The sequence below is a fragment of the Pseudomonas sp. 31-12 genome (genome assembly GCF_003151075.1).
Classification (GTDB): domain Bacteria; phylum Pseudomonadota; class Gammaproteobacteria; order Pseudomonadales; family Pseudomonadaceae; genus Aquipseudomonas.
The window spans coordinates 924,857-938,725 of sequence record NZ_CP029482.1 but is presented as its reverse complement, the minus strand read 5'-3'; the positions used below and the strand labels follow the sequence as shown (position 1 = coordinate 938,725).

The window sequence follows — 13,869 nt, the reverse complement described above, 5'->3', positions numbered from 1 at the left end:
TGCGACCAGCCAGTCAGAAACTGAATGAGGCCGCTTTGCAGATTATTGACACACGACGCTCATGGGATTGAAAAGAGGTGCTAGCATAGAGCCACCAGTCGATCTCAGCATGCACCCTAACTAGTAGTCAGGATATGACCGAGCCAGAAGACCCCAGCCGTGAGCGCCTCAAGCACCACTTTGCCCAGCGGGTAATTCATCAGGCACGTCAGATTCTTGAGATATGGCAGCGCCTGCAACGCAGCGAGTGGTCGACCACCGATTTGTCCGAACTGAGCGAGGCCAACCTGCGCCTGCTGCGCTTTGCCGAGCGTTTCGAGCAACCGGAACACACGCAACTGGCGCGCCACATCGGCCTGTCGCTGGAGGCTGTCGACGCCAATCGCGGACGCCTGAGCAGCGGCCTGATCACCGACCTCAATCGCTTGATGCAGCGCCTGTCGCGCACCGGCCTGCGCCACGGCGATCAGCTCGAACAAACCTTCCTGCCGCCGCTGCGCAAGCCGATCTACGTGATGCTGCAGGATCACGACCGCGCCGAGCGCCTGGCCAAGCAGCTGGAATTTTTCGGGCTCAGCGCCCAATCCCTGGACAGTGTGGCGGCGTTTCGCTCCTCTATGGTCGAGCGCCTTCCGGCGGCAATCGTCATGGACGTGGACTTCAGTGGCACCGGCATTGGCCTGAAACTGGCCGCCGAAGCCCAGGTCGGACTGGACGAACCGTTACCGCTGCTGTTCTTCAGTCTGCACGAAACCGACACCCCTACCCGCCTCGCCGCCGTGCGCGCCGGTGGCCAGGAATTCCTCACCGGCACCCTCGAAGCCTCGAGCTTGCTGGAGAAGATCGAAGTCCTGACCTGCGTCGCCCAGTACGAACCTTATAAAGTGCTGATCATCGACGACTCGCGCGCCCAGGCCCTGCACACCGAGCGCCTGCTGAACAGCGCCGGGATCGTCACCCGAACCTTGATCGACCCGATTCAGGCCATGGCCGAACTGGCGGACTTTCAGCCGGACCTGATCATCCTCGACATGTACATGCCGACCTGCACCGGCACGGAACTGGCCAAGGTGATCCGGCACAACGACCGTTACGTCAGCGTACCGATCATTTACCTGTCGGCCGAAGATGACCTGGACAAGCAACTCGACGCCATGAGCGAAGGCGGCGACGATTTCCTGACCAAACCGATCAAGCCGCGGCACCTGATCACCACCGTGCGCAACCGCGCGGCGCGGGCACGCAATCTGAAGGCGCGAATGGTCCGCGACAGCCTGACCGGCCTGTATAACCACACTCACATTCTGCAATTGCTCGAAGACTGCAGCTTCCGCGCCCGCCGCGAGAGCAAGCCGCTGAGCTTTGCGATGCTCGACATCGACCACTTCAAACGGGTCAACGACAGCCACGGCCACCCCATGGGCGACCGGGTCATCAAGAGCCTGGCACTGTTCCTCAAGCAGCGGTTGCGCAAGACCGACTTCATCGGCCGCTACGGCGGTGAAGAATTCGCCATTGTCATGCCGGACACCGATCTCGAAGCGGCCCATAAAGTGCTCGATGAGATCCGCCAACGCTTTGCCGAAATCCACTATCCCGCCCAGCCTCAGGATCTGTGGTGCACGTTCAGCGCCGGGGTGGTTGAGCTGTGTGACCACTCCGACAGCCTGATGATGGCCAGCCAGGCCGACGAAGCGCTGTACCGCGCCAAGGACGGTGGACGCAACCGCGTGCAGGCTGCGCGGACGTCAAAGCAAAGTGCCACTTTTTCATCGGAATGGACCCATTCGGTCATAACCCTGTAATAGAAACGCAATAACTTCAGGCGCTTACCATTCTGCCGTTGGTAGACCCGCGATGCGCCTGAAGCTGCTGACCAATCTCAATACCCTTCTTTTAGTCGCCGTGTGCGTGGCCCTTGGCGCGACGCTCTGGTGGTCGCAAAAAGCCCTCGAACGCCCTTATCTGCTGATGGAGCGTTACCTGGGGTTGTCCCAGCAATTTCAGAATGAAGTGGCGCGCAACGTTGAGGATTACCTCGCCAGCGGCGATGCCCTGCGCCTGAGCAGCGCCAGCCAGGCCATCGACGGCTTGCAAAAGCAACTGGGTGAATTGCCGCCGGAGCTGGCCGACACCTTGCGCCCAAGCCTGTCGAACCTCGATGAATTCAGCAAAACCGACCTGCTGGCCGCCGGCAAACTCGCCGGTGACCCGCAGGCGCTGTTGCTGCAAGCCGAACGCGAGCTCGGCGCCAGCCTCGACCAACTCAGCCAATACGCCAGCGGCAACGCGGCGTACCTCGCGCCCTTGCTCGCCGCGTCCCAGCACCTGGGCAAACTGTCGTTGGCCCGGAACAAACTGGTCAGCAGCGGGCGCAGTGAACTGGCCGCCGATGTCGAGCGCGAAGTCGCCAGCATCCGCGCCCAGTCCGAGCTGATCGGCGCCTTGCCGTTGCTCGGTGTAGCTGCCAGCAGTGAATCCGGGACGGATGATTTCGCGGCGATGATGGGGCTGGAGAACACCGAAAAAGCCGTCGCCGAAGATGCCGGCGTCGGCCTCAAACGGGAACTCAACAGTCTGCTGACGCGTTACCCGGCTGAACTGGCGCGGACTCGGGATCAGATCCAGAAACGCACCGACCTCAGCACCGCGACGCACCTGAAAATCGCCGACGTGCAGCAAGCCATCGCCGGGCTGGAGCCGGTAGTCCGCGCCCAGCATGGGCAGATCCAGGGCGAAGTGCGCTTGATGCAAGGCGTGATGATCGGCCTGATTCTGCTGATCGCGTTGCTGATCGACACCTTGCAACGAAAACTGGCCCGAACGCTGACCAACCTCGGCCCCGCCCTGTCGACCTGGGCCGAAGGCGACTTCAGCCAGGACATTCAACTGGGCAAAACCAACCGAGAACTGCACGACATTGAAGCGTCGCTCAATCGCTTGCGCGCGTACCTCGTGGACCTCGTCGGCACCATTCGCCTCAATGCCGAGCAGGTGGCCGGCAGCAGCCGCACCCTGGCCGAACTGAGCAACGATTTGCACAGCGGCGCCGAACACCAGGCCGGCGACACCGCGCTGATCCGCGATTCCCTCGGTGAACTGGAGGCCACGATTCAACAGGTCGCCGGCGACGCCAGCCAGGCCGCCGACGCCAGTCGCCATGCCGGGCTGGCGGTCGAGCATGGCCAGAAAGTCATCGGACTGAGCCTCACCGGCCTGCATGAACTGGTGGGTGAAGTGCAAGGCAATGCGCAGATGATCGAGCACCTGGCTGAAGAGTCGGCGACCATCGGCGGCGTGCTGACGGTGATCCGCTCGATTGCCGACCAGACCAACCTGCTGGCCCTGAACGCCGCCATCGAAGCCGCCCGCGCCGGAGAGATGGGCCGCGGGTTTGCGGTGGTGGCGGAAGAAGTTCGCTCACTGGCGCAACGCACGGCCGGGGCCACGGCAGAGATCCAGACTTTGATCGCCGGCCTGCAAACCGCCGCGCGGCAATCGGTGGAAGGCATGCGCGCCCAGGTCGAACACGCCGAAGCCACGGCCAATCAGGCTCAGGCTGCCGACGGCGCTTTGGATAAAATCGTCGGGGCGATCCAGACCATTTCCGACACCGCGGTGCGCATTGCCGATGTCACTGCGCAGCAGAGTGGTGCGGTCAGTGAGATCCGTGATCACAGCGAACGTATCCACAAGCTGGGTGGGGATAACTTGCTGCGGATTGGCGAGGGGCGCGTGCAGGGGGAGAATCTCTTGGTGTTGGGCGGGCGATTGCATACAGCCGTTCAGGCTTTCCGCGTCTGACAAATCGCCATCGCGGGCAAGCCCGCTCCCACAAGGACCGCGCAAAACCTGTGGGAGCGGGCTTGCCCGCGATGGCGTCAGAACATTCAACACAAAACTCCCTGCCTGCACACCCCGCGACTGTCCGCTATCATGCCCCCAATTCCGATACGCGAGATTGTCATGCGCCGTTTGCTTTGCCTGCTGCTTTTAGTGCTCGCCCTGCCGGCCAACGCCGCCGGGTTGCTGGAGAGTCGGCCCAGTTCCTCCTTGGGCTCGATCAACAACAGCGCCGACTTCCTGCCGGTGCGCGAGGCGTTTCAGCTGAGTCTGGTCGACAGCACGCCGCAATCGATCAAGCTGCGTTTTGTCGCCACAGAGGGTTACTACCTCTATCGGCATCGCTTTCAGTTTCGTGCCGATCCGGCCGAGGTTGTCCTGGGCGCGGCGCAATTGCCCAAGGGCGAGCAAAAGCACGATGAATACTTTGGCGATGTCGAGGTCTATCACGGCATTCTCGACGTCGAAGTACCGCGCACCGATCCGCGCGCCTTCACGCTGGCTGTGACCTATCAGGGCTGCGCCGACAAAGGCCTGTGTTATCCACCCGAAACCGAACGCCTGAACATTGAAGGCGTCGGCGCTCCGACACCCGCCACCGCGCAGAACTGGAGCTGGCGCGAACTCGCCTTGTTCTTTCTCGCCGGTTTGGGATTGACCTTCACCCCGTGCGTACTGCCGATGCTGCCGATTCTCTCCGGCGTGGTATTGCGTGGTCAGGTCGGCGGGTTGCGCGGCTTCAATCTGTCGCTCGCTTACGTGCTGCCAATGGCTGCCTGCTTCGCTCTGCTGGGGGCGTTGATGGGGATGTTCGGCGCTCAGCTCAACCTTCAGGCGCGCCTGCAATCGGCGTGGGTGCTGGTACCGTTCGCGATGTTCTTTGCGCTGTTTGCCCTGGCAATGTTCGGGGTGTTCGAACTCAAGTTGCCCCAGGCCATCAGCAGTCGCCTGGACCGGATCGCCGGGCGCACCGAAGGCGGATCGTTGTGGGGCGCCGCAGTGCTGGGCGTGGTTTCGAGCTTGCTGGTATCGCCCTGCGTTTCGGCGCCGCTGGCCGGTGCGCTGCTTTATATCAGCGCCAGCGGCGATGCGCTGGGGGGTGGATTGAAACTGTTCATGCTTGGCTTGGGCATGGGCGCACCGCTGCTGCTCGTGGCCACCGGCGGCGCGGCCTGGCTGCCGAAAAGCGGGCCGTGGCTGGTCTATGTGAAAAACGCGATTGGCGTGTTGTTGCTGGGATTGGCAATCGGACTGGTCAGCCGCGTATTGCCGGGGCAGATCACCTTGTTGCTGATTGGTCTGCTGGCCGGTGGCGTGGGGTTGTTCATGGGCGCGCTGGAATTCGTCTACAAACCTCCTCGAAAACGCCTCAGCCAACTGCTCGGGATGTTCTTGCTGTTTTACGCACTGGCTTGCTGGTTCGGGGCGTTCAGCGGTCAGACCGACCCGTTCAACCCGATCGGCCAACCACGCATCACCGCCAGCAACGAACAGCCGCAAAATACTAGCGCCTGGCAAACCATCAGCTCCCCGACCGACCTCGATCGCGCCCTCGCCGAGGCCAAATCCGCTGGCACTCCGCTGCTGCTCGACTGGTACGCGGACTGGTGCATCAGCTGCAAAGTCATCGAACGCGAAGTGCTCAACGACCCCACCGTCGTCGATCGCCTGAAAGGCTATCGCCTCGTCCGCTTCGATATCACCGCCAGCAACGCCGAGCAACGCGCGCTGCTCGATCGCTACAAACTGTTCGGCCCTCCGGCCCTGATGTTTTTCGGCAAGGACGGCGTCGAACGCGCCAATGTGCGAGTAATCGGCGAGATCAACGCGAAAGACTTCGCCGAACGTGTTGCCATAGCAAATGACCGGATTTAATCACCCGGTCACATATTTCGCGCAAACATCGGCCATCGTGCTGGCTATTGCATAGAACTGGACAGTCACAAAGGCTTTGCGGCATAGTCGCCGGGTTCTGACAATTGCACACAGATAACAAGGAACAGCAGATGGCGACGCTATTGGTTCTGCACGGCCCCAACCTGAACTTGCTCGGCACCCGTGAACCGGGCACCTATGGCGCTACGACGCTGGCGCAGATCAACCAGGACCTGGAACGCCGTGCCCGTGAAGCCGGCCATCATTTGCTGTACCTGCAAAGCAATGCCGAGTACGAATTGATTGACCGCATCCACGCCGCAAAAGGCGAAGGTGTGGACTTCATTCTGATCAACCCAGCAGCTTTTACGCACACAAGTGTCGCATTACGTGACGCGCTGCTGGCGGTGAGCATCCCATTCATCGAAGTGCATTTGTCTAACGTGCACAAACGCGAACCTTTCCGCCATCACTCTTACTTCTCCGACGTAGCGGTGGGAGTGATCTGCGGCCTTGGCGCCAGCGGTTATCGACTGGCCCTGGAGGCCGCCCTGGAACAGCTTGAAAGACCGGCAACGGCTTGAACAACAAGCGTAACGCCCCTGACCGACCCTTGGGAGTTGATGATTCATGGATATCCGTAAAGTTAAGAAACTGATCGAATTGCTGGAAGAGTCCGGCATCGACGAGCTCGAGATCAAGGAAGGCGAAGAGTCCGTACGCATCAGCCGTCATAGCAAGACCCCGGCTCAGCAGTACTACGCACCGGCTCCAATGCACGCTCCGGCTCCAGCGCCAGTTGCTGCCGCTCCGGTTGCCGCTGCAGCACCTGCTGCTCCGGCCGCGCCAGTGCTGAACGGCACCGTTGCCCGTTCGCCGATGGTCGGCACCTTCTATCGCAAGTCTTCGCCAAGCTCGCCGTCCTTCGTTGAAGTCGGCCAGACCGTGAAGAAAGGCGACACTCTGTGCATCGTCGAAGCCATGAAGATGATGAACCACATCGAAGCTGAAACCAGCGGCGTGATCGAATCCATCCTCGTCGAAGACGGCCAGCCGGTTGAGTACGACCAACCGCTGTTCACCATCGTTTGAACCGCGGAGAAACTTTGATGACTGCGAAGTTGGAAAAAGTTCTGATCGCCAACCGCGGTGAGATTGCCCTGCGGATCCTGCGTGCCTGCAAAGAGATGGGCATCAAGACTGTCGCCGTTTACTCCAAGGCCGACAAAGAGCTGATGCACCTGGGCCTGGCAGACGAGTCCGTCTGCATTGGTCCGGCCTCGGCCGCCCATTCTTACCTGCACATTCCGGCCATCATCGCCGCGGCTGAAGTGACCGGCGCCACCGCCATCCACCCAGGCTACGGTTTCCTGGCGGAAAACGCTGATTTCGCTGAACAGGTCGAAAACTCCGGCTTCGCGTTCATTGGCCCGAAAGCCGACACCATTCGCCTGATGGGCGACAAGGTTTCGGCCAAGCACGCCATGATCGCTGCAGGCGTTCCAACCGTTCCGGGTTCCGACGGGCCGTTGCCTGAAGACGAAGAAACCGCTCTGCGCATCGGTCGCGAAGTCGGTTACCCGGTGATCATCAAAGCCGCTGGCGGCGGTGGTGGTCGCGGCATGCGCGTTGTGCATAAAGAAGAAGACCTGATCTCCTTCGCCAAACTGACCCGCACCGAAGCTGGCGCGGCGTTCGGCAACCCGATGGTCTATCTGGAAAAATTCCTGACCAACCCACGTCACGTGGAAGTCCAGGTGCTTTCCGATGGCCAGGGCCACGCCATCCATCTGGGCGACCGCGATTGCTCGCTGCAACGTCGTCACCAGAAGGTTCTCGAAGAAGCGCCGGCACCGGGCATCGACGAGAAGGCTCGCGCTGAAGTCCTCGCTCGCTGCGTCAAGGCGTGCATCGACATCAACTACCGTGGCGCAGGCACTTTCGAGTTCCTGTACGAGAACGGCGCGTTCTATTTCATCGAAATGAACACCCGCGTTCAGGTTGAGCACCCGGTTTCGGAAATGGTCACCGGCATCGACATCGTCAAGGAGATGCTCAGCATCGCCGCTGGCAACAAGTTGTCGTACACCCAGGAAGACGTGGTTATCCGCGGTCATGCACTGGAATGCCGAATCAACGCCGAAGACCCGAAAACCTTCATGCCAAGCCCGGGCACGGTCAAGCATTTCCACGCTCCAGGCGGCAACGGCGTTCGCGTCGATTCGCACCTGTACAGCGGTTATGCCGTTCCGCCGAACTATGATTCGTTGATCGGCAAGCTGATCACCTACGGCGCAACCCGTGACGAAGCATTGGCGCGCATGCGCAATGCACTGGACGAAATCGTTGTCGACGGGATCAAGACCAACATCCCGCTGCACCGCGACCTGGTCCGCGACGAAGGCTTCTGCAAAGGTGGTATCAACATCCACTACCTGGAACACAAGCTGGCTGGCGACAAGCACTAAGCTTTAGCCCGATCAACAAAGCCGCCTTCGGGCGGCTTTGTTGTATCTAACATTTCATTTAACGGATCACCGCCAACCCTGTGGGAGCGGGCTTGCCCGCGATGAGGCCGCAACACCCAACATTGATGTCGACTGATACACCGTCATCGCGGGCAAGCCCGCTCCCACAGGGTATGAGATGACGCTCAGACCAACCCACTCCCACAACACCCGCACTCTCGCGTAAACTTGCGCGCTTCTCGCAGCCCGCTAGGCTGCAATCAATATTTTTCAAAGGTGCCCGCCATGCCTTGGCTGCAAGTCCGTCTCGCCATCAGCCCAGAACAAGCCGAAACCTACGAAGACGCTTTCCTTGAAGTGGGCGCCGTGTCGGTGACCTTCATGGACGCCGAAGACCAGCCGATCTTCGAACCTGAACTCAACACCACGCCGCTGTGGTCGCACACGCACCTGCTGGCCCTGTTCGAAGGTGGCACCGAAGCCGCCAGCGTACTGGCCCACCTGGAGCTGCTGACCGGCAGCCCGCTGCCCGAGCATCACAGCGAAGTGATCGAAGACCAGGACTGGGAGCGCAGCTGGATGGACGATTTCCAGCCAATGCGCTTCGGTCAACGCCTGTGGATCGTTCCAAGCTGGCACGCTGCCCCTGAACCCGACGCCGTGAACATTCTGCTGGACCCGGGCCTGGCGTTCGGCACCGGCACGCACCCGACCACCGCGCTGTGCCTGGAATGGCTCGACGGTCAGGACCTCAAAGGCTGCAATGTGCTCGACTTCGGTTGCGGCTCGGGGATTCTGGCGATTGCCGCCCTGCTGCTGGGGGCCAAGGAAGCGGTCGGCACCGACATCGACGTGCAGGCGCTGGAAGCCTCCCGCGACAACGCCGGGCGCAACAACATCGCCGACGCACTCTTCCCCCTGTATCTGCCGGAAGATCTGCCGCAGGTTAAAGCCGACGTGCTGGTGGCCAACATTCTTGCCGGCCCGCTGGTTTCCCTGGCGCCGCAATTGTCCAGTCTGGTCAAACCCGGTGGTCGTCTGGCGTTGTCGGGCATCCTCGCCGAGCAAGGTGAAGACGTCGCCAAAGCCTATGCTCAAGACTTCGATCTGGACCCGATCGCCAATCGCGATGGCTGGGTGCGCATCACTGGCCGTCGGCGCTAGAATGAACGCCTGCATAAACCGGATCGCCGCATGACCGACAGCTTCGTCACCCAGTGCCCGCATTGCCAAACCAGCTTCCGCGTCAGCCATGCTCAATTGAGCGTGGCCCGTGGAGTGGTTCGTTGCGGCTCCTGCTTGCAGGTGTTCAACGCCGCCAAGCAGTTGCTTGAGCAACGGGGCGGCAACGAAGCCGTCACACCGGTTGCCCCGGCCATTGTCGAACCGCCGGCCCCGCGCGCCATCAGCCAAAAGCAGTGGTCCGCCACTGAACTGGATCTGGACAGCCTGGACCTGGACGAAGAACTCGCCCGGCTCGAACAGCGGGAAATCCAGCCGACCACGGAATTCGGCCGGCACCGCGAAAACGGCATCAGCGCTCGCCGCGACTCCGCCGAGCACGAGGATGAACCCTGGTCCGACAGCCTCTTCAGCGAATCGGCAGCCGATCGCGCCCAGGCGGTCGAAGCCGACCCACGGGAAACGCAGCCAGATCCGGTCAAGCCCTCGCGCACCGAACCTTCATTCTCGCTGGAACCGGTTGATCTGGACGACGAGCCCCAGGTGCCGCAACTACGCCTGAATGATCCGCTGGACATGCCCCTGCGCCATGATCGACTGTCGGCAACCGACGCACCTGACGACCTGCCCCCGATTGCCCCCTTGCGCAAGCGACACGAACGCAACGAGGCGACCGAACGGGCCGAAGCCTTGCAGGACCTGGCAGACGACCCGCTGCAACTGGATTGGCAGAAACGTCGATCCCCTTGGGGCCGACGGCTTTTCTGGCTGCTGCTGGTGCTGCTCGGTGCCGCCGCGCTCGCTGGCCAATACATCGCTTACCACTTCGACGAACTGGCGCGCCAGGACCAGTACCGTCCGTGGTTCCAGCAACTGTGCCCGCAAGTCGGCTGCACGGTGCCATCGAAAGTCGATATCGCGAAAATCAAAAGCAGCAACCTGGTGGTCCGCAGTCACCCTGAATTCAATGGTGCGCTGGTGGTCGATGCGATCATCTACAACCGTGCGCCCTTCTCCCAGCCTTTTCCGCTGCTGGAACTGCGCTTCGCCGACCTTAACGGCCACCTGATCGCCAGCCGTCGCTTCAAGCCCGGCGAGTACCTGAACGGCGATCTCGAAGGCATGGCGGAGATGCCGCCGCAGACGCCGATCCACATCGCACTGGATATCCTCGATCCAGGCGCCAAAGCGGTGAATTACAGCCTGAGCTTCCATTCGCCCGAGTGAAACGCTTCAGTGTTACGGCGTTGACGGCATATTTCTGACTTTGACCGCTCATACCAAACCGCTGGCGATAACAGAATTACTGTTCAGATTTTGTTCAATTCAGCCTTTATCCAGTCATCGAGAGCGGGTATCATGCCAACCCTTTTTCGAACTCTCATGATCCGGCCCCACAACAGGGAAGTCCTATGTCGGCGGTACGCATCGGTCCATATACATTGCACAACGGTTTGATTCTCGCCCCCATGGCGGGAGTCACCGACCAGCCCTTTCGTCAGCTGTGCAAGCGACTGGGCGCAGGGCTTGTAGTCTCGGAAATGGTTACCAGCGACATGAGTTTGTGGAACACCCGCAAATCGCGGATGCGCATGATCCACGAAGGTGATCCCGAGCCGCGCTCGGTCCAGATCGCCGGGGGTGATGCACAGATGCTGGCGGATGCGGCCCGGGCCAACGTTGAACTGGGCGCACAGATTATTGACATCAACATGGGCTGTCCGGCGAAGAAGGTCTGCAACAAGGCCGCCGGGTCCGCACTGTTGAAGGATGAAGCATTGGTGACCGAGATCCTGCAGGCCGTCGTGGCCGCAGTCGATGTGCCGGTTACCTTGAAGATCCGCACCGGCTGGGACCGGGACAACAAGAATGGTTTGACGGTGGCGAAGATCGCCGAGCAGGCGGGCATTACGGCGTTGGCGGTCCATGGCCGTACCCGAGCCGACCTGTACACCGGTGAAGCCGAGTACGACACCATCGCTGCGATCAAGCAGGCGGTGTCGATGCCGGTCTTCGCCAACGGCGACATCGATTCCCCTGAGAAGGCCCGGTACGTGCTCGACGCGACCGGTGCCGATGGCCTGCTGGTAGGCCGGGCCGCTCAGGGGCGGCCGTGGATTTTTCGTGAGATCGATCACTTCCTGCGTACCGGCGAAAAACTCCCGGCGCTGGAATTGATCGAGGTGGAACGCATTCTGCTAGAGCATCTGGCTGCGCTGCACGTCTTCTATGGAGACGTCATGGGCGTCCGTATCGCTCGAAAGCATGTGGGCTGGTATCTCGCAACCTTGCCGGGCGCCAGGGAGTTTCGCGCCCACTTCAATCGTTTGGAAGATACGGAAGCACAATGCGCCAACGTTCAGGGCTTCTTCGCCGAACGTTACAAGAGCCTGACAGGGGACGGAGAAGGGGTGGCCGCATGACGATGATGACCGAGACTTTAGTGAGTGGAACAACACCCGTGAGCGACAACGTGAATTTGAAACAGCACCTCAATACGCCGAGCGAAGAAGGTCAGACCCTTCGCGGGAGTGTCGAGAAGGCGCTGCACAATTATTTCGCCCACCTTGAGGGCGCTGCCGTCACGGATGTGTACAACCTGGTGCTCTCCGAAGTCGAGGCGCCCCTGCTCGAGTGCGTGATGAACTACGTCAAGGGCAACCAGACCAAGGCCAGCGAGCTGCTCGGGCTGAACCGAGGCACGCTGCGCAAGAAACTCAAGCAGTACGATTTGCTGTAAGCATTCAATCAAACCAGAAAGGCGCCCGCGTAAAAACGGTCGCCTTTTTTGCTGACTCCTTTGCTTTTGATGGAAATTGAAATGACCGACCAGACTACCCGCCTGCCGATCCGCCGCGCCTTGATCAGCGTTTCCGACAAGACCGGGATCCTCGAATTCGCCAAAGAGCTTGAAGCCCTGGGCGTCGAGATCCTCTCCACCGGCGGAACGTTCAAGCTGCTGCGCGACAACGGTGTTGCCGCAGTGGAAGTCGCGGATTACACCGGTTTCGCAGAAATGATGGACGGTCGGGTGAAAACCCTCCACCCGAAAATCCACGGCGGGATCCTCGGTCGTCGCGGTATCGATGACGCCATCATGAACGAGCACGGCATCAAGCCGATCGATCTGGTTGCGGTCAACCTGTACCCGTTCGAAGCCACCATCAACAAGCCAGGCTGCGACCTGCCGACCGCCATCGAGAACATCGACATCGGCGGCCCGACCATGGTCCGTTCGGCCGCAAAAAACCATAAAGACGTGGCTATCGTGGTGAATGCCAGCGATTACGCCAGCGTGCTGGAAAGCCTGAAGGCCGGCGGCCTGACCTACGCTCAGCGTTTCGACCTGATGCTCAAGGCCTTCGAACACACCGCCGCCTACGACGGCATGATCGCCAACTACATGGGCACCGTGAACCAGGCTGCCGAGACCCTCAGCACTGAAGGTCGCAGCGAGTTCCCGCGCACCTTCAACAGCCAGTTCGTCAAGGCCCAGGAAATGCGCTACGGCGAGAACCCGCACCAGAGCGCGGCGTTCTACGTTGAAGCCAAGCCTGCCGAAGTCGGCATCGCCACCGCGACCCAACTGCAAGGCAAAGAACTGTCGTACAACAACGTGGCCGACACCGACGCCGCGCTGGAATGCGTGAAAAGCTTCGTCAAACCGGCTTGCGTGATCGTCAAGCACGCCAACCCGTGCGGCGTTGCGGTCAGCCCGGACGCCGAAGGCGGCATTCGTCAGGCTTACGAACTGGCTTATGCCACCGACACTGAATCGGCATTCGGCGGCATCATCGCGTTCAACCGCGAACTGGATGCTGAAACCGCCAAGGCCATCGTCGAGCGTCAGTTCGTCGAAGTGATCATCGCCCCGTCCGTGAGCGAAGAAGCCCGCGCCATTGTGGCCGCCAAAGCCAACGTGCGCCTGCTGGCCTGCGGCGAGTGGTCGGCGGATCGCGCCGCTGCCTGGGACTACAAGCGCGTCAACGGCGGCTTGCTGGTACAGAGCCGCGACATCGGCATGATCGGCAGCGAAGACCTGAAAGTCGTGACCAAACGAGCGCCGACCGAACAGGAAATCAACGACCTGATCTTCGCCTGGAAAGTCGCCAAGTACGTTAAATCCAACGCCATTGTCTACGCCAAGAACCGTCAGACCATCGGCGTCGGCGCTGGCCAGATGAGCCGTGTGAACTCTGCGCGTATCGCCGCGATCAAGGCTGAACACGCCGGTTTGCAGGTGGCAGGCTCGGTGATGGCCTCCGATGCGTTCTTCCCGTTCCGCGACGGCCTGGACAACGCGGCCAAGGTTGGCATTACCGCAGTAATCCAGCCAGGCGGCTCGATGCGTGACGCTGAAGTGATTGCAGCGGCTGATGAAGCCGGCATCGCCATGGTCTTCACCGGCATGCGCCACTTCCGTCACTAAGTACGACGATCAACTGTGGGAGCTGGCCTGCCAGCGATAGCATCCCCTCGGCTTAGCTGATAAACCGAGTTG

At 61.0% G+C, this 13,869-nt stretch carries 11 protein-coding genes; all 11 read left to right on the top strand.

Going from position 1 to position 13,869, the window contains the following annotated elements:
- Positions 1-134 precede the first annotated feature (134 nt).
- The 11 genes from gcbA to purH all read left to right on the top strand — a co-directional run bounded on the left by gcbA (position 135) and on the right by purH (position 13,797).
- Complete coding sequence (gene gcbA, locus DJ564_RS04235; protein WP_109627786.1) at positions 135-1,805, top strand: diguanylate cyclase GcbA; 1,671 nt, start codon at positions 135-137, stop codon at positions 1,803-1,805.
- Between the two features lie 52 nt (positions 1,806-1,857).
- Complete coding sequence (locus tag DJ564_RS04230) at positions 1,858-3,804, top strand: methyl-accepting chemotaxis protein (protein WP_109627785.1); 1,947 nt, start codon at positions 1,858-1,860, stop codon at positions 3,802-3,804.
- A 162-nt stretch (positions 3,805-3,966) separates the two neighbouring features.
- The gene (locus DJ564_RS04225; protein WP_109627784.1) at positions 3,967-5,718 is read left to right on the top strand and encodes a protein-disulfide reductase DsbD; all 1,752 of its coding nucleotides are present in this window, start codon (positions 3,967-3,969) and stop codon (positions 5,716-5,718) included.
- A gap of 131 nt (positions 5,719-5,849) precedes the next feature.
- Positions 5,850-6,302, top strand: coding sequence for a type II 3-dehydroquinate dehydratase (gene aroQ / locus DJ564_RS04220; protein WP_109627783.1), 453 nt, complete (start codon positions 5,850-5,852; stop codon positions 6,300-6,302).
- Positions 6,303-6,348: 46 nt separating this feature from the next.
- The gene (accB, locus tag DJ564_RS04215; RefSeq protein ID WP_054044024.1) at positions 6,349-6,810 is read left to right on the top strand and encodes an acetyl-CoA carboxylase biotin carboxyl carrier protein; all 462 of its coding nucleotides are present in this window, start codon (positions 6,349-6,351) and stop codon (positions 6,808-6,810) included.
- Between the two features lie 17 nt (positions 6,811-6,827).
- Positions 6,828-8,186 carry an acetyl-CoA carboxylase biotin carboxylase subunit gene (gene accC / locus DJ564_RS04210; protein ID WP_010463885.1) on the top strand — a complete coding sequence of 453 codons (1,359 nt, stop codon included), beginning with the start codon at positions 6,828-6,830 and terminating at the stop codon, positions 8,184-8,186.
- 285 nt (positions 8,187-8,471) lie between these two features.
- Complete coding sequence (gene prmA / locus DJ564_RS04200) at positions 8,472-9,350, top strand: 50S ribosomal protein L11 methyltransferase (RefSeq protein ID WP_109627782.1); 879 nt, start codon at positions 8,472-8,474, stop codon at positions 9,348-9,350.
- A 30-nt stretch (positions 9,351-9,380) separates the two neighbouring features.
- Complete coding sequence (locus DJ564_RS04195) at positions 9,381-10,595, top strand: DUF3426 domain-containing protein (protein WP_109627781.1); 1,215 nt, start codon at positions 9,381-9,383, stop codon at positions 10,593-10,595.
- Between the two features lie 185 nt (positions 10,596-10,780).
- Positions 10,781-11,791, top strand: a complete 1,011-nt coding sequence (gene dusB / locus DJ564_RS04190; RefSeq protein ID WP_010463890.1) for a tRNA dihydrouridine synthase DusB — start codon at positions 10,781-10,783, stop codon at positions 11,789-11,791.
- Positions 11,788-12,108, top strand: a complete 321-nt coding sequence (gene fis, locus DJ564_RS04185) for a DNA-binding transcriptional regulator Fis (RefSeq protein WP_007907419.1) — start codon at positions 11,788-11,790, stop codon at positions 12,106-12,108. Before dusB ends, fis begins: the two co-directional genes overlap by 4 nt.
- 81 nt (positions 12,109-12,189) lie before the next feature.
- The gene (gene purH, locus DJ564_RS04180; protein ID WP_109627780.1) at positions 12,190-13,797 is read left to right on the top strand and encodes a bifunctional phosphoribosylaminoimidazolecarboxamide formyltransferase/IMP cyclohydrolase; all 1,608 of its coding nucleotides are present in this window, start codon (positions 12,190-12,192) and stop codon (positions 13,795-13,797) included.
- Positions 13,798-13,869: the final 72 nt, after the last annotated feature.

Coding starts and splice junctions, on each gene's coding strand:
- aroQ (WP_109627783.1), top strand. CDS start 5,850: ATGGCGACGCTATTGGTTCTGCACGGCCCCAACCTGAACTTGCTCGGC.
- DJ564_RS04195 (WP_109627781.1), top strand. CDS start 9,381: ATGACCGACAGCTTCGTCACCCAGTGCCCGCATTGCCAAACCAGCTTC.
- accC (WP_010463885.1), top strand. CDS start 6,828: ATGACTGCGAAGTTGGAAAAAGTTCTGATCGCCAACCGCGGTGAGATT.
- fis (WP_007907419.1), top strand. CDS start 11,788: ATGACGATGATGACCGAGACTTTAGTGAGTGGAACAACACCCGTGAGC.
- gcbA (WP_109627786.1), top strand. CDS start 135: ATGACCGAGCCAGAAGACCCCAGCCGTGAGCGCCTCAAGCACCACTTT.
- accB (WP_054044024.1), top strand. CDS start 6,349: ATGGATATCCGTAAAGTTAAGAAACTGATCGAATTGCTGGAAGAGTCC.
- DJ564_RS04230 (WP_109627785.1), top strand. CDS start 1,858: ATGCGCCTGAAGCTGCTGACCAATCTCAATACCCTTCTTTTAGTCGCC.
- purH (WP_109627780.1), top strand. CDS start 12,190: ATGACCGACCAGACTACCCGCCTGCCGATCCGCCGCGCCTTGATCAGC.
- dusB (WP_010463890.1), top strand. CDS start 10,781: ATGTCGGCGGTACGCATCGGTCCATATACATTGCACAACGGTTTGATT.
- DJ564_RS04225 (WP_109627784.1), top strand. CDS start 3,967: ATGCGCCGTTTGCTTTGCCTGCTGCTTTTAGTGCTCGCCCTGCCGGCC.
- prmA (WP_109627782.1), top strand. CDS start 8,472: ATGCCTTGGCTGCAAGTCCGTCTCGCCATCAGCCCAGAACAAGCCGAA.